The sequence below is a fragment of the Pseudomonas sp. RIT-PI-o genome, assembly GCF_001297215.1.
GTDB classification, from domain to species: domain Bacteria; phylum Pseudomonadota; class Gammaproteobacteria; order Pseudomonadales; family Pseudomonadaceae; genus Aquipseudomonas; species Aquipseudomonas moraviensis_A.
Map to the genome: position 1 here is coordinate 185,564 of NZ_LHPA01000037.1, position 20,352 is coordinate 205,915.

General features: G+C 61.7%; 20 protein-coding genes. 9 read left to right on the forward strand and 11 right to left on the reverse strand.

Annotated elements, in window-relative coordinates; translation table 11 throughout:
* Positions 1-129: 129 nt before the first annotated feature.
* Together AEQ63_RS22015 and AEQ63_RS22020 are read right to left on the reverse strand one after the other, a co-directional pair.
* Positions 130-1,326 carry a class I SAM-dependent rRNA methyltransferase gene (locus AEQ63_RS22015; protein ID WP_016772700.1) on the reverse strand — a complete coding sequence of 399 codons (1,197 nt, stop codon included), beginning with the start codon at positions 1,324-1,326 and terminating at the stop codon, positions 130-132.
* A 163-nt stretch (positions 1,327-1,489) separates the two neighbouring features.
* Positions 1,490-2,029 carry a type 1 glutamine amidotransferase domain-containing protein gene (locus AEQ63_RS22020; protein ID WP_064364734.1) on the reverse strand — a complete coding sequence of 180 codons (540 nt, stop codon included), beginning with the start codon at positions 2,027-2,029 and terminating at the stop codon, positions 1,490-1,492.
* 228 nt (positions 2,030-2,257) lie between these two features.
* Between AEQ63_RS22020 and AEQ63_RS22025 the strand changes: the two genes are divergently transcribed.
* From AEQ63_RS22025 to AEQ63_RS22035, 3 genes are read left to right on the forward strand one after another with little or no spacing between them, the layout of a single operon-like run.
* A complete protein-coding gene (locus AEQ63_RS22025) occupies positions 2,258-3,070 on the forward strand; it encodes an HDOD domain-containing protein (protein ID WP_177330613.1) in 813 nt (270 codons plus the stop codon).
* A gap of 12 nt (positions 3,071-3,082) precedes the next feature.
* Entirely contained in the window at positions 3,083-3,895 is an 813-nt protein-coding gene (gene mutM, locus AEQ63_RS22030; protein WP_064364736.1) for a bifunctional DNA-formamidopyrimidine glycosylase/DNA-(apurinic or apyrimidinic site) lyase, read from the forward strand.
* Between the two features lie 55 nt (positions 3,896-3,950).
* Positions 3,951-4,274: a hypothetical protein gene (locus tag AEQ63_RS22035; protein ID WP_042606544.1), complete on the forward strand. Its 324-nt coding sequence runs from the start codon at positions 3,951-3,953 to the stop codon at positions 4,272-4,274.
* Positions 4,275-4,400: 126 nt separating this feature from the next.
* On the opposite strand, the gene AEQ63_RS22040 is transcribed toward AEQ63_RS22035, so the two are convergent.
* From AEQ63_RS22040 to AEQ63_RS22060, 5 genes are all read right to left on the reverse strand, one after another.
* Positions 4,401-4,652 carry a YfhL family 4Fe-4S dicluster ferredoxin gene (locus AEQ63_RS22040; protein ID WP_003195146.1) on the reverse strand — a complete coding sequence of 84 codons (252 nt, stop codon included), beginning with the start codon at positions 4,650-4,652 and terminating at the stop codon, positions 4,401-4,403.
* Between the two features lie 162 nt (positions 4,653-4,814).
* The gene (coaD, locus tag AEQ63_RS22045; protein WP_042606545.1) at positions 4,815-5,294 is read right to left on the reverse strand and encodes a pantetheine-phosphate adenylyltransferase; all 480 of its coding nucleotides are present in this window, start codon (positions 5,292-5,294) and stop codon (positions 4,815-4,817) included.
* Between the two features lie 115 nt (positions 5,295-5,409).
* Positions 5,410-7,005, reverse strand: coding sequence for a GMC family oxidoreductase (locus AEQ63_RS22050; RefSeq protein WP_064364737.1), 1,596 nt, complete (start codon positions 7,003-7,005; stop codon positions 5,410-5,412).
* Positions 7,006-7,138: 133 nt separating this feature from the next.
* The gene (locus AEQ63_RS22055) at positions 7,139-7,684 is read right to left on the reverse strand and encodes a hypothetical protein (RefSeq protein WP_064364738.1); all 546 of its coding nucleotides are present in this window, start codon (positions 7,682-7,684) and stop codon (positions 7,139-7,141) included.
* 27 nt (positions 7,685-7,711) lie between these two features.
* Complete coding sequence (locus AEQ63_RS22060; RefSeq protein WP_064364739.1) at positions 7,712-9,142, reverse strand: coniferyl aldehyde dehydrogenase; 1,431 nt, start codon at positions 9,140-9,142, stop codon at positions 7,712-7,714.
* A gap of 147 nt (positions 9,143-9,289) precedes the next feature.
* Here AEQ63_RS22060 and AEQ63_RS22065 point away from each other — a divergent pair, with 147 nt between their 5' ends.
* Together AEQ63_RS22065 and AEQ63_RS22070 are read left to right on the forward strand one after the other, a co-directional pair.
* Positions 9,290-9,961, forward strand: a complete 672-nt coding sequence (locus AEQ63_RS22065; RefSeq protein WP_016772708.1) for a TetR/AcrR family transcriptional regulator — start codon at positions 9,290-9,292, stop codon at positions 9,959-9,961.
* 31 nt (positions 9,962-9,992) lie between these two features.
* On the forward strand, positions 9,993-10,847 hold the full coding sequence (locus AEQ63_RS22070; protein WP_042606549.1) for a sulfurtransferase: 855 nt from the start codon (positions 9,993-9,995) through the stop codon (positions 10,845-10,847).
* Positions 10,848-10,965: 118 nt separating this feature from the next.
* Here AEQ63_RS22070 and AEQ63_RS22075 read toward each other — a convergent pair whose 3' ends face one another.
* The 4 genes from AEQ63_RS22075 to AEQ63_RS22090 all read right to left on the reverse strand — a co-directional run bounded on the left by AEQ63_RS22075 (position 10,966) and on the right by AEQ63_RS22090 (position 15,479).
* Positions 10,966-11,961, reverse strand: coding sequence for a hydrolase (locus AEQ63_RS22075; RefSeq protein ID WP_064364740.1), 996 nt, complete (start codon positions 11,959-11,961; stop codon positions 10,966-10,968).
* Between the two features lie 65 nt (positions 11,962-12,026).
* Positions 12,027-12,641 carry a 16S rRNA (guanine(966)-N(2))-methyltransferase RsmD gene (rsmD, locus tag AEQ63_RS22080; RefSeq protein ID WP_064364741.1) on the reverse strand — a complete coding sequence of 205 codons (615 nt, stop codon included), beginning with the start codon at positions 12,639-12,641 and terminating at the stop codon, positions 12,027-12,029.
* Positions 12,641-14,131, reverse strand: coding sequence for a M16 family metallopeptidase (locus AEQ63_RS22085; RefSeq protein WP_064364742.1), 1,491 nt, complete (start codon positions 14,129-14,131; stop codon positions 12,641-12,643). Before AEQ63_RS22085 ends, rsmD begins: the two co-directional genes overlap by 1 nt.
* The gene (locus AEQ63_RS22090) at positions 14,124-15,479 is read right to left on the reverse strand and encodes a M16 family metallopeptidase (protein WP_064364743.1); all 1,356 of its coding nucleotides are present in this window, start codon (positions 15,477-15,479) and stop codon (positions 14,124-14,126) included. The genes AEQ63_RS22085 and AEQ63_RS22090 overlap by 8 nt, the downstream gene beginning before the upstream one ends.
* Before the next feature lie 608 nt (positions 15,480-16,087).
* On the opposite strand from AEQ63_RS22090, the gene ftsY reads away from it, so the two are divergent.
* The 4 genes from ftsY (at position 16,088) to rpoH (ending at position 20,244) form a co-directional block, all read left to right on the forward strand.
* Positions 16,088-17,584, forward strand: a complete 1,497-nt coding sequence (gene ftsY / locus AEQ63_RS22095; RefSeq protein WP_064364744.1) for a signal recognition particle-docking protein FtsY — start codon at positions 16,088-16,090, stop codon at positions 17,582-17,584.
* On the forward strand, positions 17,581-18,252 hold the full coding sequence (ftsE, locus tag AEQ63_RS22100; protein ID WP_003229148.1) for a cell division ATP-binding protein FtsE: 672 nt from the start codon (positions 17,581-17,583) through the stop codon (positions 18,250-18,252). Before ftsY ends, ftsE begins: the two co-directional genes overlap by 4 nt.
* A complete protein-coding gene (ftsX, locus tag AEQ63_RS22105) occupies positions 18,249-19,274 on the forward strand; it encodes a permease-like cell division protein FtsX (protein ID WP_042606555.1) in 1,026 nt (341 codons plus the stop codon). Before ftsE ends, ftsX begins: the two co-directional genes overlap by 4 nt.
* A gap of 115 nt (positions 19,275-19,389) precedes the next feature.
* A complete protein-coding gene (rpoH, locus tag AEQ63_RS22110) occupies positions 19,390-20,244 on the forward strand; it encodes an RNA polymerase sigma factor RpoH (protein ID WP_016772717.1) in 855 nt (284 codons plus the stop codon).
* Positions 20,245-20,352 lie beyond the last annotated feature (108 nt).

Consider the following 20,352-nt stretch of genomic DNA (forward strand, 5'->3'; position numbering starts at 1 on the left):
AAACGTCCTGCAAGAAAGTTGGAAGATAATTGTAGGAAGACGACAAGACACTCATGGCGAGTGTGAAGAAAGGCGGGAAGGTGACGCAAAAAAACGGGGAGCTCAGTGGCTCCCCGTGTTCAACCGCATTCAGCTGTTGGGCAGCAGACGGCAGGTGATGCTCTTGATGTAGCGGGTTTCGGCGATGGCCGGATGCACCGGATGATCCGGGCCCTGGCCGCCACGCTCGAGCATCTGGATATTGCGGTCCAAGTGACGGGCGCTGGTCAGCAGGATGTTCTGCAGATCATCTTCCGGCAGGTGCATGGAGCACGAAGCACTGACCAGAATGCCGTCCTTGGTCAGCAGGCGCATGGCTTGCTCGTTTAGACGACGGTAGGCGCCTTCGCCATTCTTCATGTCTTTCTTGCGTTTGATGAACGCTGGCGGATCGGCAACGATCACGTCGAAACGCTCTTCGCTGGCTTTCAGTTCCTTCAGCGCTTCAAAGACATCGCCTTCGATGCAGGTCATCTTGTCAGCGAAACCGTTCAGCGCAGCGTTGCGCTCTACACCGTCGAGGGCGAATGCGGAGGCGTCGACGCAGAACACTTCGCTGGCGCCGAACGCCGCGGCCTGCACGCCCCAGCCACCGATGTAGCTGTACAGGTCCAGCACGCGTTTGCCTTTGGCGTAGGGCGCCAGACGCGCGCGGTTCATACGGTGATCGTAGAACCAGCCGGTTTTCTGACCTTGAATGACCGGTGCCTCGAACTTCACGCCGTTTTCTTCCAGCGCTACCCACTCCGGTACCAGACCGAATACGGTTTCGACGTAGCGGTTGAGACCTTCGGCGTCGCGGGCGGCGGAGTCATTCTTGAACAGAATGCCACTTGGCTTGAGCACTTGGGTCAGCGCTGCGATCACGTCGTCCTTGTGCGCTTCCATGGTCGCCGAGGCGATTTGCACCACGAGGATGTCGCCGAAACGATCGACCACCAGACCCGGCAGCAGGTCGGAATCGCCGTAGACCAGACGGTAGAACGGCTTGTCGAACAGACGCTCGCGCAACGACAGCGCGACGTTCAGGCGATGCACCAGCAGCGACTTGTCCAGTGCCAGTTTGATGTCGCGCGAGAGCAGACGCGCGCAGATCAGGTTGTTCGGGCTCATCGCTACGATGCCCAGCGGCTTGCCACCGGCGGCTTCGAGCACCGCCTGATCGCCGGCCTTGAAGCCGTGCAGAGGCGTGGCGGCCACGTCGATTTCGTTGCTGTAGACCCACAAGTGGCCGTTGCGCAGGCGACGGTCGGCGTTGGCTTTGAGGCGCAGGCTAGGCAGGGACATGACGTCGCTCCGGAAAAAAGAGCGGGAGTATAGCGTGTTGCGGTTTGCGCCGGGCTGAGGATGCGATGAAACGCTGATGATGCCTTCGCGAGCAGGCTCGCTCCCACAGGGGAATGCATTTCAAGTGTGGGAGCGAGCCTGCTCGCGAACGGGACCGCGAAGATTACGCAGCCAGTGCGTCAATCAGGGCCTGGCTGAACGCCGGCACATCATCCGGCTGGCGACTGCTGATCAGGTTGCCGTCCTTGACCACTTCCTGATCGACCCAGTTGACGCCGGCATTGACCAGATCGTCCTTGACGGTCTTGTAGCTGGTCATGGTCTTGCCATTGACCAGCCCCGCCGAGATCAGCAGCCAGCTGCCATGACAGATCACGGCAATCGGCTTGCCCGCCGATGCGGCGGTCTTGACCAGATGCTGGGCATCCTGATCAATGCGGATGGTGTCGGAATTCTGCACACCGCCCGGCAGCAGCACGGCATCGTATTGATCGATGCTCACCGCCTGGAAGGTGTTGGCGACGGGGAAGTCGTCCGCCGGTTTGTCATGGTTCCAGCCTTTGACCGTGCCGGCCTCGGCGGAAAGGATATCGACCTGCACGCCGGCCTGTTCCAGGGCATCCTTGGGACCGGTCAACTCGACTTGTTCAAAACCATCGGTAACCAAAATAGCGACGCGTTTGCCATTGAGGGAAGTTGCCATCGGTAAGCTCCTGAGTCTGTGGAGATTTTGCCTTCGCAGCGAACCGTCGAGGTCCGATGCGCCCTACAGAGTCCGAAGCCTGAGCGCGGATGAAAGTTCCGGCGATGTGCCCATCGGTGTGTCGCCCTGCCGTTTCAGCGGTTAGAATCGCCGCCTGCCCCGGAGTGTGTACTTATGTCCCAAGAGCTGACCACCGAACAGATTCAACAATCGCTGCAAGGCATCAGTGTGCCGGCGCAACCGCAGATCATGGTGGATCTGCAAATGGAGCAGTACATGCCCGACCCGGACCTGGAGGTGATCGCCAAGCTGATCTCCCAGGATCCCGGCCTGTCCGGCGCGCTGCTGAAAATCGTCAACTCGCCGTATTACGGCCTGAGCAACAAGATCACCTCGATCCAGCGGGCGGTGAACCTGTTGGGCAGCCGTTCGATCATCAACCTGATCAACGCGCAGTCGATCAAGGGCGAGATGAACGACGACACCATCGTCACCCTCAACCGTTTCTGGGACACCGCGCAGGATGTGGCGATGACCTGCCTGACCCTGGCCAAGCGCATCGGCACCCAGGCCGGTGATGAAGCCTATGCGTTGGGCCTGTTCCACGATTGCGGCGTGCCGTTGATGCTGCAGCGCTTCCCCAATTACATGACCGTGCTGGAAGAGGCTTACGCCAGCGCCAGCCCGGACTGCCGTGTGGTGGATACGGAAAACCGCGTGTTCAACACCAACCACGCCGTGGTCGGTTACTACACCGCCAAGTCCTGGCGCCTGCCGGAGCATGTCAGCGCCGCCATCGCCAACCACCACAACGCGCTGGCGATTTTCAGTGACGAATCGTCGAAGAACAGCCAACTGAAAAATCTCCTGGCGATCCTGAAAATGGCCGAGCACATCTGCGCCTCGTATCGGGTGCTCGGCAACCAGAGCGAAGATTTCGAGTGGAATGCCGTTGGCCCGCTGGTGCTGGATTACGTCGGTCTGTCGGACTACGACTTCGAAACGCTCAAACAAACGATTCGCGACCTCGGCGCGCATTGATCCGAGGACACCATGCCTGAACTGCCGGAAGTCGAAACAACCCGTCGCGGAATTGCCCCGCACCTTGAAGGCCAACGGGTCAGCCGGGTCATCGTCCGCGACCGGCGCCTGCGCTGGCCGATCCCGGAAGACCTCGATGTGCGCCTGTCCGGGCAGCGCATCGTGCTGGTCGAGCGGCGGGCCAAGTACCTGTTGATCAACGCGGAGATCGGCACGCTGATCAGTCACTTGGGCATGTCGGGCAATCTGCGCCTGGTCGAGGCGGGGTTGCCGGCGTTGAAGCACGAACACGTCGACATCGAACTGGAATCGGGACTGGCCCTGCGTTACACCGATCCGCGACGGTTCGGCGCGATGCTGTGGAGCACCGACCCGCTCAATCACGAGCTGCTGATTCGCCTCGGTCCGGAGCCGCTGACCGATCTGTTCGATGGCGAGCGCTTGTTCCAGCTGTCACGCGGCCGCGCGATGGCGGTCAAGCCGTTCATCATGGACAACGCGGTGGTGGTCGGAGTCGGCAATATTTACGCGACCGAAGCGCTGTTCGCCGCCGGTATCGATCCGCGCCGGGAAGCGGGGGGCATTTCCCGCGGGCGTTATCTGAAACTGGCGATCGAAATCAAACGCATCCTTGCCGCTGCCATCGAGCGGGGCGGCACAACGTTGCGCGACTTCATTGGCGGGGACGGGCAGCCGGGCTATTTCCAGCAGGAACTGTTTGTCTACGGCCGCGGCGGTCAGCACTGCAAGGTCTGCGGCACCGGCCTGCGCGAAGTGAAGCTTGGCCAGCGCGCCAGCGTGTTTTGCCCGCGCTGCCAGACCTGAAAAATCCTTGGGTCTATAGTGAGAAGTCTCACTGTTCAGCCCGAAGGATCGTGCCATGAAAGTCCTGCAAGTCTTCTTCGTCACGCTGCTGCTGTGTTCCAGCCTGCTCGTTCAGGCCTCGGAAAGCGGCAGCGGTGACCCCCGTTACACCATCCAGAATCCCCCGGCGTACGCCATGCTCGGCGACCTGCTGATTGCTCGACCCTTGCTGGTGGTGGCGACGGTGATCGGTGCGGGAGCGTTTGTGGTGTCGCTGCCGTTTACCGCGCTGGGTGGCGGTGTTGGCGATGCCGGACAGGCGCTGGTGGTCGACCCGGCGAAAGCAGCGTTTGTGCGGTGTCTGGGGTGTACGGGGGAGGGGTTCGAACAGCGCGAGTGAGCTGATAGGATTTCAGCGGTGTGGCTGATGGCCCATTCGCGAGCAGGCTCGCTCCCACAGGGGAATGCATTGCAAAATGTGGGAGCGAGCCTGCTCGCGAAGAGGGCCAGACGGGCACCGAAGAGATCAGGCCTTGCCGGTGATCTTGCGGTATTTCTCCATCAACTGCTCTTCAGTCTCCGGATGGGCTTCGTCCAGTGGAATGCAATCCACCGGGCAGACCTGCTGGCACTGCGGTTCGTCATAGTGGCCGACGCACTGGGTGCACAGGTTCGGGTCGATCACGTAGATCTCTTCGCCTTGGGAAATGGCGGCGTTCGGGCACTCGGGTTCGCAGACGTCGCAGTTGATGCAATCGTCGGTGATGATCAGGGACATGCTAACTCCAGCCGGGGCAGCAGGCCCGGGCGCTATAAATCAATGCGCGCAATTGTGCCGCATTGGCGAGCGCAGTGCACGCGGGGGCGATCAAGGGCTGCAAAACAGAGATCGCAGCCTTCGGCAGCTCCTACAAACAAAGATTCCAGCCTTCGACAGCTCCTACTTTTTGAAGCGCAGGGTCAGTGCGTCGGCCACGGCCGGGTGAACGAACTTGCTGATATCGCCGCCCAGCGCGGCAATCTCCCGCACCAGCGTCGAGGAAATGAACGAATAACGCTCGGACGGTGTGAGAAACAGGCTCTCCACATCCGGCGCCAGTTGACGGTTCATGTTGGCCAGCTGGAATTCGTATTCGAAGTCCGACACCGCGCGCAGACCACGCAGGAACACATTGGCGTTCTGCTCTTTGGCGAAATGCGCAAGCAGCGTCGAGAAACCGACCACTTCCACGTTGGGCAGGTGTCTGGTGACCTCGCGAGCCAGTTCGACCCGTTGTTCCAGCGGGAACAGCGGGTTCTTTTTCGGGCTGGCGGCGACCGCAATGATCACGTGATCGAACAGGCGCGAGGCGCGTTCGACCAGATCGCCATGGCCCTTGGTAATAGGGTCGAAGGTACCTGGGTACAACACTCGGTTCATCGCGTCGTCCTGGCGGGAGTCCGTTGGGGAGTCGGATGGTATCGCAGCCTTCCCGGTCGGCCAAGTCGCCTGTTCGGTAAGAAAGCACTATAGACGATAGGAACAGGCTGCTTTTTCATGGATTTTTCAGTCGATCCGCCAGGGCCGTTGCCAGTTGCGCGGTCAGGCCATACACCGACAGCTGCGGGTTGGCACCGATGCTGGTGGGGAACAGCGAGCCGTCGTGGATCGACAGATTACTGAGCTGGTGATGGCGACCGAGGCTGTCGGCGACCGCACTGTTCGGATCTTCACCCATGGCGCAACCGCCCATGACGTGGGCACTGCCCAGTCGCGTGCGGTACAACTCCAGGCTCAATCCATCGATCAGCGAGCGCGCCTCAGACAGTGTCTTCACATAGCGACCGTCGGCATGCATCGGCATCACCGCTTGCGCGCCGCCGGCGAACTGGATTTCCGCCATAACGTGAAAGGCCCGGCGCAAACCGTCCCAGGCGTACTGCGAGACCTGATAGTCGAGCACTGGCGAGCCGTCGCCGCGCAGTTCCACCGAGCCACCGCTGCTGTCCGGGTGAAAGCCGTCGCGCAGCAGCGCCAGCATCGCGTGGGTGTGCGGCAGGTCGGCCATGTGTTGCGCGTTCTCGCGGCCGAAACCGCCGAGCAGCGTGGCCGCCAGCGCCGGGTGCAGCGGTGGCACTTCGAGCTTGAAAGCCATCGGACCGGTGGTGCCGTCCTTCCACTGGAAATGGTCGGAATAGATGGACTGCGGCGCGCCGTAAAACGGATTGACCACCTCGGCGAAACGCGCGGCGGACATGTTCACCGGATGCAGGAAGGTACGCTTGCCCAGGCACGCATGCGGATCCGGCGCGTCCGAGCGCAGCAGCAACGCCGGGCTGTTGATGCCGCCGCCGGCCAGCACGTAATGCCGCGCCTTGACCGTGATGCTGCGCCCGGTCGGCTCGACGCAGCGTTCGTCCATTGCCACGCAATGCAGCCCGGTAACCTTGTCGCCGCTGATCAGCAGCTTCTCCACCCGCGCCAGATACAGCAGCTCGCCGCCCTTTTCCAGCGTCGCCGGGATGGTCGTGACCATCATCGATTGCTTGGCGTTGCTCGGGCAGCCCATGCCGCAATAGCCGAGATTCCAGCAGCCACGCACGTTGCGCGGGATCACGTGCCAGCTGTAGCCGAGTTGCTCGCAGCCTTTGCGGATCACGTCGTTGTTGGCGTTAGGCGGCACCATCCATGGGGCGACGCCGAGGCGCTGCTCCATTTTTTCGAACCACGGCGCCATCTCTGCCGGGCTATGGCCTTTGACGTTGTGTTCCCTTGCCCAGTGTTCGAGGGTCGGTTCGGGTGTGCGAAAGCTTGAGGTCCAGTTGATCAGCGTCGTGCCGCCGACTGCGCGGCCCTGCAGGATAGTGATTGCGCCGTCCTTGCTCATCCGCCCGATGCCTTCCTGATAGAGGCTGCTGTAGGCCTCGTCCTCGAGCAGTTTGAAATCCGAACTGGTTTTCAGCGGGCCTTCTTCGATCAGCAGGACTTTGTAGCCGGCTGCGCTGAGGATTTCCGCTGTGGTGCCGCCGCCGGCGCCGCTGCCGATGATCGCCACATCGGCTTGGAGGGTGAGGTCGTCGCTCAGTTGCGCGCCGTTGTAGGTTTTCCAGCCTCGGGCAAGGCCTTCGCGGAAGGGGTCGGGTACGGGCATCGATCAGGTTCTCTTTATTATTTTTGGATGCGGCGGTGTGGCGGCCGACCTCTTCGCGAGCAAGCTCGCTCCCACATTTGAAATGCATTTTCCTGTGGGAGCGAGCCTGCTCGCGAAGGGCGCGACGCGCTTGTCAGACCTTGGGCGGCCCGGGATAACCGCAATGCGCCCAGGATTCGGCGCGGGTGTACCAGGCCATCATTACCATCTGCTGCAACGAGCTGTGGCCCGTGCGCAGCAGGCTCAGGGAACTGTTCTCCCAGCGTTCAAGGAACTGCCGCATCGCGTCGGAACTGGCGTTTTCCCAGCTGCCCCAGATTCCGGTCAGCGGCCCACGGGTCACGGCCATGCCGAGCACATCGAACAGCTGTCGAGTGAGCTTGAGCATTTCCGGCGACAGGTGATCGAGGCTGTAGTCCAGCGACTTCAGTGTGCCGTCGACCGCTGCGGGCATTTTCTCCGCCGCCACAGCACCGTCGAGCATCACCGGGATAAGCGCGCGCAGAAACAGCAGATCGCCGTCGCGCAAACTGACAAAGCCGTTGGCGCTGACGCTCGACGAGCAGCCAGTCAGGCTGGCGCCAAGGCCGGCGGTGGCGAGAAACGCCGTGGCGCCGAGGCTGAATTTCAGCAGGCCACGGCGCGACAGGGCGGGTGTTTCAGTCAGGCTTGGGTGCATTGTTGTTATTACCCGGGTCGACAGCGTTTAGCGGATGAACAGTTTCTGAATCAGTTTCTGAATCGATGTGCCATATGGCGGGTAGATCAGCCGGGCCGCGTTGAAACGCTGTTTGATCAACACGCCTTTGGCCTTGCTGAAGGTCAGGAAACCTTCATGGCCGTGGTAATGGCCCATGCCTGACGGACCGATGCCACCGAAGGGCATATCGTCCTGAGCGACGTGCAGCAGGGTGTCGTTCAGGCACACACCGCCGGAGTGGGTCTCGTGCAGCACGCGATGCTGTTCGCGCTTGTCGTAGCCAAAGTAGTAAAGAGCCAGAGGACGAGGGCGCTGATTGATGTAAGCGAATGCCTGCTCCAGATCGCGATAAGGCACGATCGGCAGCAGCGGGCCGAAGATTTCGTCCTGCATCACGCTCATCTCGTCGCTGACATTCAGCAGGACGCTGTGCGGCATGCGCCGGCCCTGGCCTTGTTCGAACAACGGGATCAGCAGCGCGCCCTTGCTGGTCGCGTCGCTGATGTAAGCATTGAGCCTCGCCAACTGGCGTTCGTTGATGATTGCCGTGTAGTCGGCGTTGTCCGCCAGGGTCGGGTAAAAGCCTTTTACGGCCTGACGATAGGCCTCGACGAAAGCGCCGACGCGGTCTTCCGGCACCAGCACATAGTCGGGGGCGACACAGGTCTGCCCGGCGTTGAGGGTTTTACCGAAGGCGATGCGTTCGGCGGCGTCCTTCAATGGCACGTCTCTGGAGACGATGGCCGGCGACTTGCCGCCCAGTTCCAGCGTCACTGGCGTCAGGTTCTCCGCCGCCGCACGCATGACGTGTTTGCCGACGCTGGTGGAACCGGTGAACAGCAGATGATCGAAAGGCAGACGCGAGAACGCCATGCCGACATCCGCTTCGCCCAGCACCACGCAGACCAGGTCTTCAGGGAAGATCCGCGCGAGCAATTGCTTGAGCAGCAGCCCGGTCGCCGGGGTCGACTCGCTGAGCTTGAGCATCACCCGATTGCCCGCCGCCAGCGCGCCGACCATCGGCCCTACGGCCAGATACAGCGGGTAGTTCCACGGCACGATCACACCGACCACGCCCAGCGGCTGATAGACCACTTTCGCCGAAGCCGGCTGGAACGCCATGCCGACCTTGCGCCGCGAGGGCTTCATCCATTTCTTCAAATGACGGCTGGCGTAGTGAATGCCGTGCAGGCTCGGCATCAGTTCGGCGAGCAGGGTTTCGTCGGCGCTGCGGTGACTGAAATCGGCGCTGATCGCCTCGATCAATGCCTGGCGCTCGGCGTTGAGCAGATTGCGCAAAGCCTTGAGCCACTGCTGACGTTGCGCGGCCGGCGGCATCGGGTTGGCGGCATACGCCGCCCGTTGCGCCTGGAACTGCCGGTCGAGGGTTTCAGCAGGCTGTTGCAGGGTTTGCAGGTAGGCAATGTCGGCAGTCATCGCAGGCTCCGGATTTTGTTGTAATGAGCACTTTTTAGAGTCGATGCTCTAGAAAGTCAAACGACTTCCGCGCACGTCAGTGTTTTATCCATTTCCGGTTAGGTCGTAAGATGCGCCGTCTACGCACTCTGAATTAAAGCTCAAGCCATGGCCCCACGAATAAAAACCAGCGAGCGCATCGTTCAGAACAGCCTGGAGCTGTTCAATCAGCAGGGCGAGCGCAGCGTCAGCACCAACCACATCGCCGCGCACATGGAGATTTCTCCGGGCAACCTGTACTACCACTTCCCCAACAAGCAGGCGATCATCGCCGTGTTGTTCAGTGAGTACGAAGCCCTGGTAGACAGCTTTCTGCGTCCGCCCCAGGGCCGCCCCGCAACGGTCGAGGACAAGCGTTTCTATTTGAAGGAACTGCTTTCGGCCATGTGGCGCTACCGGTTTCTGCATCGCGACCTCGAGCATCTGCTCGACAGCGATGCGGAACTGGCCGCGCGGTATCGGCGTTTCTCCCAGCGTTGCGTGATCCAGGGCGCAGCCATCTACGAAGGCTTCGTCGCCGCCGGCATCCTGAAAATGGACCGCGTACAGATCGAATCGCTGACCCTCAACGCGTGGATCATCCTGACCTCGTGGGTACGCTTTCTGTGCACCACACGGGAAAACTCCAACCACCTCAGCGAACAGGCCGTGAAGCGCGGCGTGTATCAGGTGCTGGTGCTGGAAGCGGGGTTTGTCACCGATCAGGCGCGTGATGAGGTCAATGCTTTGTTCGACGAGTTCTATGTGCCGCTGGCGCAGGCCCTTGAAGACGTGAAATAAACCGTTCAGCCGAATGCCACAGGAGCCCGATATGTCGATTGCGCAGTTGATCAGCCCACAAGCTTTGGACGCTCGCAAAGAGCAGCCGGGGCTGGTGATTCTCGATTGTCGTTTCGCCCTTGAAGATCCGGACTATGGCCAGCGCAGCTATGCCGAAGGGCACATTGCCGGGGCGAGTTTCGCCGATCTGGAGCGTGATCTGAGCGGTAAGGTCGAGAGGGGCGTGACCGGACGTCATCCGTTGCCCGAGCCGGCGGCGCTGATCGAACGCCTCCAAGCCTGGGGCATCAGCAACGACAGCGATGTGGTTTTGTACGATGACGGCCCGGGTGCCTACGCGGCACGGGCGTGGTGGTTGCTTGCATGGTTGGGCAAGCGCGACGGCGTATTCATTCTCGATGGCGGGCTCAAGGCCTGGCACGCCGCCGGTCTGCCCCTGAGCCTGGATCCGCCGAGCGTGACGCCGGGTAACTTCAGCGGTCAGCCAGACATGAGCCTGCTGCTCAGCGCCGAGCAATTGCAGCAACGCCTCGCCCAGCCAACGCTGACCCTGCTCGACGCCCGCGCCTTGCCGCGCTTCAAGGGCGAAGTGGAACCGATCGATCCGGTCGCCGGGCACATTCCCGGGGCGCAATGTGCGGCGTTCACCGATAACCTCGGCAGTGACGGACGATTCCTGCCGGCGGAGCAGCTCAAGCAGCGTTTCGCTGCGAAACTGGGCGATCGCTCGCCGTCGGAGCTGGTCGCGTACTGCGGATCCGGCGTGACGGCGTGTCACAACCTGTTTGCACTGTGTCTGGCCGGCTATCCGCTGGGCGCGCTGTATGCCGGATCGTGGAGCGAATGGATCAATCAGCCTTCGCGCGGCATTGCCACCGGCGAATAATCACGGAGTCCCCCTGTAGGAGTGAGCCTGCTCGCGATGGCGTCGGCACGTTCAGCATCGCGTCGACTGACACACCGCCATCGCGAGCAGGCTCGCTCCTACAAGGGATATGTGGCGTTCACTGACTGGTTGCAGCGAGCCATTGCGGTATGCGCCGCTCCAGGTAATACCCGGGCCGGCGCAGCGAGCCGTCGACGAAGCCGACATGACCGCCCCGCGTCTGCAATTCGAACTGGGTGCAGGCTGACAACTCATCGGCTTGCGGCAGGCTGTGGGGAAATACGAACGGATCGTCCGCTGCCTGAATGATCAGCGTCGGCGTGCGGATCTCGCCAAGGTAGTAGCGGCTCGAAGCGCGGCGGTAGTAATCCTCGGCATCATTGAAACCATGCAGTGGCGCGGTGACCCGGCCATCGAAATCCCAGAACGTGCGCATGTTCTCCAGCGAGCCGAGTGCGGCCAGTTTCGCCAGGCCGTCTTCGCGCCCGTCATGTTGGAACTGGCGCTGCTTGTTCTTGATGTAGGCGACCATCTCGCGCATGAAGTGCGCCTGATATACCCGCGAGAATCCCTGGCCGATGCGGTCCGCGCACTGATCCAGCCTGAACGGTACCGACACTGCCACTGCGCCGAGCACGCCGCTCTGGCTGCCGGTTTCGCCGAGGTGTTTGAGCAGCACGTTGCCGCCCAGGGAATAGCCGACCGCATACAACGGTGCCAACGGACGTTTCGCGCGCAGGTGCTGGATGGCTTCGGCAAGGTCTTCGCTGGCGCCGGAGTGGTAGCTGCGCGGCAGCAGATTCGGCTCGCCGGAACAACCACGCCAGTTCAGTGCGACGCTGGCCCAGCCCTGGTCGGCCAAAGCCTTTTGGATGCCCGCCACATAGGGTGAATTGGAAGAACCGGTCAGCCCGTGCAGCACCAGCACCAGCGGCGCCTCGGCACTGTGCGAGCCGTGCCAGTCGAGATCGAGGAAGTCGCCGTCCTCGAGCCACAAGCGTTCGCGCTCGCGCTCGATATGCACGGTTTTGCGCCACAGCGGACCCCACAAGGTTTGCAGATGAGGATTGCCGAGGCCGAAGGCGGGGATGAAGCGTTCTGGCGAAGGGGGCACGATGATTCTCGATGGGCTTGTGGCGAGGAAGCACGCCCCCTCGCCGCAGGTTGCTTGCGACCTTGTCAGCCGGCGATGTCCGCCGTGCGCTGCCATAAAGCGTAGTACACGCGACCGGATTTCTGTTCGCGATGCAGGCGCCAGTTGCCCGGCAGGCCCAACGTCGACGGCGCGGTTTCGCTTTCAGTGTAGATCCACGAATCGGCCGCCAGCCATTGGCGCTGTTCCAGCAAAGTACAAACCGCTGGCAGCAGGTTTTGATTGAACGGCGGGTCGAGGAATACCAGATCGAACGGCGTTGCGGTCTGGGTTTCCAGGTAGCGCAGCGCATCGGCGGTTTGTACCTGACCGTTGCTGCAGCGCAGGGTGCCGAGGTGTTCTTTCAGGCTCGATACCGCAACGTTGCTGGCGTCCAGCGCCTGGGCCGTGGCCGCGCCGCGGGACAGCGCTTCCAGAAACAACGCGCCGCTGCCGGCGAACGGGTCGAGCACTTTCGCCCCTTCGACGTACGGCGCGAGCCAGTTGAACAGGGTTTCGCGCACACGATCCGGGGTCGGGCGCAGGCCCGGCGCGTCAGGAAAGCTTAGTTTGCGGCTACGCCACTGGCCACCAATGATGCGCAGTTGGTTCACGCCGTTGTGCACGTTTTGCACAGGTTTTTTCGGTGATCGAGTCGCCATTAATGCTCCGGGACCCCGAGCGGTTGCTCGGCAGGTTTATCAGATGGGGCCGGTAACGGCTTTTGCGGCACGGTCGGGCCAGCGGTGACGATGACCATTTTCTCCGTGCTCAGGTGTTTGTTCAGCGCATCACGGACCTGCTCCACAGTCAGGCTCTGCGATTGACGCATGAAGTCGTCCAGATAGCTCAGCGGCAGATTATAGAAGCCCATGGCGCCCAGTTGGCCAACGATGTCGGCGTTGCTCGCGGTGGACAGCGGGAAGCTGCCGGCCAGTTCGCGCTTGGCATCGTCGAGTTCTTTTTGTGTCGGCCCGGTTTTCAGGTAGTCGGCGAGTACGTCCTGCACCAGTTTCAGGGTGCCTTCGCTCATCTCGGCGCGGGTCTGCAGGTTGATCATGAACGGGCCACGGGCCTGCATCGGGCTGAACGCCGAATACACGCCGTAGGTCAGGCCACGCTTCTCGCGCACTTCGCTCATCAGGCGCGTACCGAAACCACCGCCGCCGAGGATCTGATTGCCCAGCGACAGCGCGGCGTAATCCGGATCGTCGCGATCGATGCCCAGTTGCGCGAGCATCAGGTTGGTCTGTTTCGACGGAAACTCGATGTGGTTGACGCTGGCCTTTGGTTCCTGCGGCGCAGCGATCTTCGCCAGTGCCGGGCCTTTGGGCAGGGCAGAGGAGACCTGAGTGGCGATTGCCTCGGCGTCGGCTCGCGACAGATCGCCGACCAGCGCAATCACCGCATTGCCGGCGGCATAGGCCTTGGCGTGAAACTCGCGCAATTGCGCGACGGTGATCTTCGGCACGCTTTGCGGATTGCCATCGCTGGAATGCGCGTATGGATGCTCGCCGTACAGACGCTTCATCAGCTCGAGGCTGGCGAGTTTGCCGGGGTTCTGTTTCTGGTATTCGAAACCGGCGAGCAACTGATTCTTGATGCGCGCGAAGGAGTCGGCGGGAAAGGTCGGTTTGCCGACCACTTCGGCGAACAGCTTCAGCGCCGGCTCACGCTGCTCGGGTGCGCTCAGGCTGCGCAGCGAGGCCAGCGCCATGTCCTTGAACGCACCGTTGCCGAAGTCGGCCCCAAGGCCCTCAAAACCCTGGGCAATAGCGCCGACGTCTTTGCCAGCGATGCCTTCGTTGAGCATGGCGTTGGTCAGCACCGCGAGGCCGGGCACGTTGCCGTCCTGACTGCTGCCGGCGGCGAAGATCAGGCGCATGTCGAACATCGGCAGCTCATGGGCTTCGACAAACAGCACTTTCGCGCCTTCGGCAGTGTTCCAGGTCTGCACATCGAGCTTGCGGCTGGCCGGGGCCTTGCCGTCGAGTTCGGCCAGCGATTGCAGTTTCTGGCTGGACTTGGCGTTATCCAGTGCTTCGCTGGCGTGGCTGTCGGCGCCAGGTGACAGATAGACCGCCGCCGAACCGATCACCGCGACAGCAATCAGGCCGAGCAGCATCAGGCGTGGGGTTTTGCGCTCACTCATGAGTCGTCTCCATTGGCAGGACGTGGGCGACGCTGAGACGTTCGCGGGTGAAATACTTTTTCGCGGCGTTCTGGATGTCTTGCGGAGTCACGCTTTCCAGATCGGCCAGTTCGGTGTCCATCAGCTTCCACGACAGCCCGACTGTTTCCAGTTGACCGATGGCGGTGGCCTGGCTGGTGATCGAATCACGCTCATAGACCAGCCCGGCGATGACCTGTGCGCGCACGCGTTCCAGCTCTTCGGCAGACGGTGCGGTGGTCTTCAGCTGCTCGAGCAGTTTCCACAAACCGGCTTCAGCCTGAGCGATGGTCTTTTTCTTTTGTGTGTTCGGCGTCGCCGACAGGGTGAACAGGCTGTCGCCACGGGTGTAGGCGTCGTAGTCCGACGAACCGCCGGAGACCAATTCTTCACCGCGTTCCAGTTGCGTCGGAATGCGTCCGCTGTAGCCGCCGTCGAGCAGTGCGGAGATCAGGCGCAGGGCGTTGACCGAACGTTTGTCTTCAGCCGTGGCAATGCTTGGCACGTTGAAGCCGAGCATCAGGCTGGGCAACTGGGTCTGCACGCGCAGGGTGATCTGGCGTTCGCCGGGCTCGGCCAGTTCCAGCGGTTTTTTCGCCGGTGGTACCTCGCGTTTGGCGACGGGGCCGAAGTAGCGCTGGGCGAGGGTTTTCACCTCGTCCGGAGTAACGTCACCGACCACCACCAGCGTGGCGTTGTTCGGCGCGTACCAGGACTGGTACCAGTGGCGCAGTTCTTCGACTTTCATGCGTTCCAGATCCGCCATCCAGCCGATGGTCGGCGTGTGGTAACCGCTGGCCGGGTAGGCCATGGCCTTGTAGCGCTCGTAGGCTTTGGACATCGGCTTGTCATCGGTGCGCAGGCGGCGCTCTTCCTTGATGACTTCGATTTCCTTGGCGAACTCGTCGGCGGGCAGGCGCAGGTTGGCCATGCGGTCCGCTTCCAGCTCAAAGGCCACGCCGAGGCGATCGCGGGCCAGCACCTGGTAGTAAGCGGTGAAGTCGTCGCTGGTGAAGGCATTCTCTTCGGCGCCGAGGTCGCGCAGGATCAGCGAGGCTTCGCCAGGGCCGACTTTTTCGCTGCCCTTGAACATCATGTGTTCGAGCGCGTGGGACAAACCGGTCTGGCCCGGGGTTTCGTAGCTGGAGCCGACCTTGTACCAGATCTGCGAAACGACGACAGGCGCACGATGGTCTTCGCGCACGACGACCTTGAGGCCGTTGTCGAGGGTGAATTCATGGGTCGGTTGCGGGTCGGCCGCCAGGGCCGAAAGGGGCAGGCAGACTGCGCTGAGCAGCAGGCCGGCAGCGCGGCGGGCTAGAGCATTCATTCGTTTTTCAACCTGTTGGGCTGCCCGCTTGGTCTTAGCGTCGGCGGGCGAGAGGTAGGGCGTGTCATTGATCATTACCAGTACCGCGCCGGCGCCTGATAGCGTGCAGGGCAAGGCGCGAGGAGTGTGGATTGGTTGTTCCAAATAAACTCCGAGCAACGCAGCCCTGCACACTATCAGGCCCGGCCCTCCGGGTGGCGCCTGAAAACGGGCCATACTGCGTTGCAGTTCTTGGCAAGGAAAGCACATTCCCTGCGGCCTGCGCCTTGTCTGGCCCGTTTTCAGGCGGCCACGCGGTACTGGTAATGATCAATGACACGCCCTAGGATACTGATCCGTTTTACTGGCGACCACGTCTATGAGGTTCTGCAACCTGATAAGGCTGAATGGGTTTGCGGGACAAGGCAGCGGTTTGGCAACCAGGCCCTGCGTTTTCGCCGATTTTTGCCGGTTTAGATCATCGTAAAAACGATCCTTGAGGTGCCTGCGGCGCCTCGACAAAATGTTGCGCGTGAACAAGCTGGATGAAACACAGTCTGTTCTGCATCGAATATTTATTTGCCGGGGCGCCCTGTTGGCGCGTCGCTACCGTGAGATAGCCGTCCTCCATGTTTGGTTCCAACGACGACAAGAAGAGCCCAGCTGCGGCTGGCGAGAAGAAAAGCCTGTTCGGATGGCTGCGGAAAAAACCGCAGGAACCCGTCGTCGAACAGCCGCCCGCGATTCCTGAGCCGGCCCCCGCGCCAGCACCTGCAATAGAAGAAGAGCCGGCGCCGATTGTGCTGCCGATCGCCGAACCGGTGCTGCAACCGGAAGCTGAAGCCGAGCCTGAAACGCCGACCGCTGCCGAGTTGCCGCTGTCGCCCGCCGTTGAGCCGTGGTTGACCCTGCCGGTGGCAGAAGAGCCGGTGGCCCTGGTCGAAGAAGCGACACCGCATGTGACGCCAGTGATTCCTGCGCCGGTTGCCGAGGTGGCTGCGCCGCCTGTGCCTGAACCGGTTGTCGAGCCAGTGCCGGTCGTTGCCGAGCCAGTGGCGCCGGTTGTCCAGCCGTCCGAGCCTGCGCCTGCGCCTGCACCTGCACCGCTTGCCGCGGCACCAGTTGTCGCTCCGATCGTGCCGGTCGAAGCCCCTGTAGAAACGCCGGTCGAAGCGTCGCACAGCGAAGAAACCAAAGCCGGTTTCTTCGCCCGCCTCAAGCAAGGCCTGTCGAAGACCAGCGCCAGCATCGGCGAGGGCATGGCCAGCCTGTCCCTCGGCCGCAAGACCATCGACGATGATCTGCTCGACGACCTCGAAACCCGTCTGCTCACCGCCGACGTCGGCGTCGAGGCGACCACGCAGATCATCCAGCGCCTGACCCAGAAGGTTGCGCGCAAGGAACTGGCCGACGCCGACGCCCTGTACAAATCCTTGCAGGCCGAACTGGCCGCGATGCTCAAGCCGGTTGAACAGCCGCTGAAAATCGCCTCGCAGAACAAACCTTTCGTGATTCTGGTGGTTGGCGTCAACGGCGCCGGCAAGACCACCACCATCGGCAAACTGGCGAAGAAGCTGCAGCTCGAAGGCAAGAAAGTCATGCTGGCGGCCGGCGATACTTTCCGTGCCGCAGCTGTTGAGCAATTGCAGGTCTGGGGCGAGCGCAACAAGATCCCGGTGATCGCCCAGCACACCGGCGCCGACTCGGCTTCGGTGATCTTCGATGCCGTGCAAGCGGCCAAGGCCCGTGGCATTGATGTGCTGATCGCCGACACCGCCGGTCGTCTGCACACCAAAGACAACCTGATGGAAGAACTGAAAAAGGTTCGCCGGGTGATCGGCAAGCTCGACGCCGACGCGCCGCACGAAGTGCTGCTGGTCCTCGACGCCGGCACTGGCCAGAACGCCATCAACCAGGCCAAGCAGTTCAACCAGACCGTCGAACTGACCGGTCTGGCGCTGACCAAGCTCGATGGCACCGCCAAGGGCGGGGTGATTTTCGCCCTGGCCAAGCAGTTCGGCCTGCCGATCCGCTATATCGGCGTCGGTGAAGGCATCGACGATTTGCGCACCTTTGAAGCCGAACCCTTTGTCCAGGCACTGTTTGCCGAGCGGGAGCGTTCATGATTCGTTTCGAACAGGTCGGTAAACGCTACCCGAACGGTCACGTCGGCTTGCATGAGCTGAGCTTTCGAGTCCGTCGTGGCGAGTTCTTGTTTGTCACCGGTCACTCCGGTGCCGGTAAATCCACGCTGTTGCGCCTGTTGCTGGCAATGGAACGGCCGACCAGCGGCAAACTGCTGCTCGCCGGGCAGGACCTGAGCACCATCAGCAACGCGCAGATCCCGTTCCTGCGTCGGCAGATCGGCGTGGTGTTCCAGAATCACCAGTTGCTGTTCGATCGCACGGTGTTCAACAACGTCGCGTTGCCGCTGCAGATTCTCGGCCTGTCCAAGGCTGAGATCGCCAAGCGCGTCGATTCGGCGCTGGAACGCGTGGCGCTGTCGGACAAAACCGATCTGTACCCGGGCGACCTGTCCACTGGTCAACAGCAGCGCGTCGGCATTGCCCGCGCCATCGTCCATCGCCCGGCCTTGCTGCTGGCGGACGAACCGACCGGTAACCTCGACCCGCGACTGGCGGCGGAAATCATGGGCGTGTTCGAAGACATCAACCGTCTGGGCACCAGCGTGCTGATCGCCAGTCACGACCTGGCGCTGATCGCGCGCATGCGTCACCGCATGCTGACCCTGCAACGCGGCCGCTTGATCGGCGACGGGGAGGCCGGGGTATGAGTGCGACACGCAGTCCGAAGGTTTCCGAGCGCGTGGCCCCGAAAGCCGCTGACCCGCAACCGCAGAAGAAGAAAAAGCACGACGATGACGACGGCCCGGACTTCGCCACGTTGTTCCGCGCCTGGATCGAAAGCCACCGCGCCAGCCTGCTCGACAGCCTGCGCCGCCTTGGCAAGCAGCCGATCGGCAGTTTCTTCACCTGCATGGTGATGGCCGTTGCGCTGAGTCTGCCGATGGGGCTTTCGCTGTTGCTCAACAACGTCGAGCGTCTCGGCGGTTCCTGGCAGCGCGCGGCGCAGATTTCCCTGTACCTGCAACTCGATGCCAGCGCGGAACAGGGCGAAGCGCTGCGCGAGCAGATCAAAGGCATGCCCGGCGTCGCGGATGCCGAATATGTCGGCCGCGATCAGGCGCTTGAGGAGTTCCAGCAGCAGTCCGGCCTGGGCGAAGCCCTGCGTGAGTTGCCGGAGAACCCGTTGCCGGGTGTGGTGCTGGTGACACCGAACGAAGTCGACAAGCCGACACTCGAAGCATTAAGACAAAAACTTTCCGAGCTGCCCAAGGTACAACAGGCACAACTTGATCTAGTCTGGGTCGAGCGTCTGGCCGCCATCCTCAAGCTTGGCGACCGCTTTGTCTTCGGTCTGACGGTGTTGTTGGTGTCTGCATTACTTTTGGTGATAGGCAATACCATTCGTCTTCATATTGAAAACCGCCGCACCGAGATAGAAGTGATTAAACTCGTCGGCGGCACTGACAGTTATGTGCGCCGCCCTTTCCTTTATATGGGCGCGTTGTATGGCTTCGGTGCAGGGCTGTTGTCCTGGGGCGTATTGGCGTTCGGCCTGAACTGGCTGAACGATGCGGTGGTTGGACTGGCCGGCTTGTACGGCAGTGATTTCGCCCTGGCCGGCGTGCCAGTGGCCGACGGTCTGTCGCTCTTGCTTGGCGCGGTGCTGTTGGGTTATATCGGTGCATGGATTGCAGTCGCACGTCATCTCAGGGAGCTGGCGCCGAAGTAGAATCTTTTTTGCGCGTGATTGACCTTGCGGTTTTTATGGGAACTTGTACTTGAGTTCCCGGTCAATTTTTCGCAGTGCCGAGAGGCACGAGTATGTGAGTGGGAGGTTTTTTCGTATGACCAATTCTTTGCAACCTGCGTATGCGTTGGTTCCGGGTGCGAACCTGGAAGCCTACGTGCACACCGTCAACAGCATTCCATTGCTGACGCCGGAGCAGGAGCGTGAACTGGCCGAGAGTCTCTACTATGAGCAGGATTTGGGGGCGGCTCGGCAGATGGTGCTCGCCCACCTGCGTTTTGTCGTACACATTGCCCGTAGCTACTCCGGCTACGGTCTGGCTCAGGCTGACCTGATCCAGGAAGGTAACGTCGGCCTGATGAAGGCCGTCAAGCGCTTCAACCCGGAAATGGGTGTGCGTCTGGTATCGTTCGCCGTGCACTGGATCAAGGCGGAAATTCACGAATTCATCCTGCGCAACTGGCGCATTGTGAAAGTCGCGACCACCAAGGCCCAGCGCAAGCTGTTCTTCAACCTGCGCAGCCAGAAGAAACGTCTGGCGTGGCTGAACAACGAGGAAGTCCACCGTGTGGCGGAAAGCCTCGGCGTCGAACCACGTGAAGTGCGCGAGATGGAAAGTCGCCTGACCGGCCATGACATGGCCTTCGACCCGGCTGCGGAAGCCGACGATGACAGCGCTTTCCAGTCGCCGGCCAACTACCTGGAAGACCACCGGTACGACCCGGCGCGTCAGCTGGAAGATGCCGACTGGAGCGACAACTCCAACACCAACCTGCACGAAGCACTGGAAGTGCTGGACGAGCGCAGCCGTGACATCCTCTACCAGCGCTGGCTGGCGGAAGAGAAGGCCACGCTGCACGACCTGGCGCAGAAGTACAACGTGTCGGCCGAGCGAATCCGTCAGCTCGAGAAGAGCGCGATGAACAAGCTCAAGTTGTCGATCGCCGCGTAACCGGCGCATCAGCAATAAAAAACGCCCCGATCAGCGATGATCGGGGCGTTTTCATTTCTGTTTCAGCGCAAATCCCTGTGGGAGCGAGCCTGCTCGCGAATGCGGTTT

Bases quoted from the DNA above. Each gene is read 5' to 3' on its own strand.
- AEQ63_RS22015 (WP_016772700.1), bottom strand. From the start codon at position 1,326: ATGTCCCTGCCTAGCCTGCGCCTCAAAGCCAACGCCGACCGTCGCCTG.
- AEQ63_RS22020 (WP_064364734.1), bottom strand. From the start codon at position 2,029: ATGGCAACTTCCCTCAATGGCAAACGCGTCGCTATTTTGGTTACCGAT.
- mutM (WP_064364736.1), top strand. From the start codon at position 3,083: ATGCCTGAACTGCCGGAAGTCGAAACAACCCGTCGCGGAATTGCCCCG.
- AEQ63_RS22035 (WP_042606544.1), top strand. From the start codon at position 3,951: ATGAAAGTCCTGCAAGTCTTCTTCGTCACGCTGCTGCTGTGTTCCAGC.
- AEQ63_RS22040 (WP_003195146.1), bottom strand. From the start codon at position 4,652: ATGTCCCTGATCATCACCGACGATTGCATCAACTGCGACGTCTGCGAA.
- coaD (WP_042606545.1), bottom strand. From the start codon at position 5,294: ATGAACCGAGTGTTGTACCCAGGTACCTTCGACCCTATTACCAAGGGC.
- AEQ63_RS22050 (WP_064364737.1), bottom strand. From the start codon at position 7,005: ATGCCCGTACCCGACCCCTTCCGCGAAGGCCTTGCCCGAGGCTGGAAA.
- AEQ63_RS22055 (WP_064364738.1), bottom strand. From the start codon at position 7,684: ATGCACCCAAGCCTGACTGAAACACCCGCCCTGTCGCGCCGTGGCCTG.
- AEQ63_RS22060 (WP_064364739.1), bottom strand. From the start codon at position 9,142: ATGACTGCCGACATTGCCTACCTGCAAACCCTGCAACAGCCTGCTGAA.
- AEQ63_RS22065 (WP_016772708.1), top strand. From the start codon at position 9,290: ATGGCCCCACGAATAAAAACCAGCGAGCGCATCGTTCAGAACAGCCTG.
- AEQ63_RS22070 (WP_042606549.1), top strand. From the start codon at position 9,993: ATGTCGATTGCGCAGTTGATCAGCCCACAAGCTTTGGACGCTCGCAAA.
- rsmD (WP_064364741.1), bottom strand. From the start codon at position 12,641: ATGGCGACTCGATCACCGAAAAAACCTGTGCAAAACGTGCACAACGGC.
- AEQ63_RS22085 (WP_064364742.1), bottom strand. From the start codon at position 14,131: ATGAGTGAGCGCAAAACCCCACGCCTGATGCTGCTCGGCCTGATTGCT.
- AEQ63_RS22090 (WP_064364743.1), bottom strand. From the start codon at position 15,479: ATGAATGCTCTAGCCCGCCGCGCTGCCGGCCTGCTGCTCAGCGCAGTC.
- ftsY (WP_064364744.1), top strand. From the start codon at position 16,088: ATGTTTGGTTCCAACGACGACAAGAAGAGCCCAGCTGCGGCTGGCGAG.
- ftsE (WP_003229148.1), top strand. From the start codon at position 17,581: ATGATTCGTTTCGAACAGGTCGGTAAACGCTACCCGAACGGTCACGTC.
- ftsX (WP_042606555.1), top strand. From the start codon at position 18,249: ATGAGTGCGACACGCAGTCCGAAGGTTTCCGAGCGCGTGGCCCCGAAA.
- rpoH (WP_016772717.1), top strand. From the start codon at position 19,390: ATGACCAATTCTTTGCAACCTGCGTATGCGTTGGTTCCGGGTGCGAAC.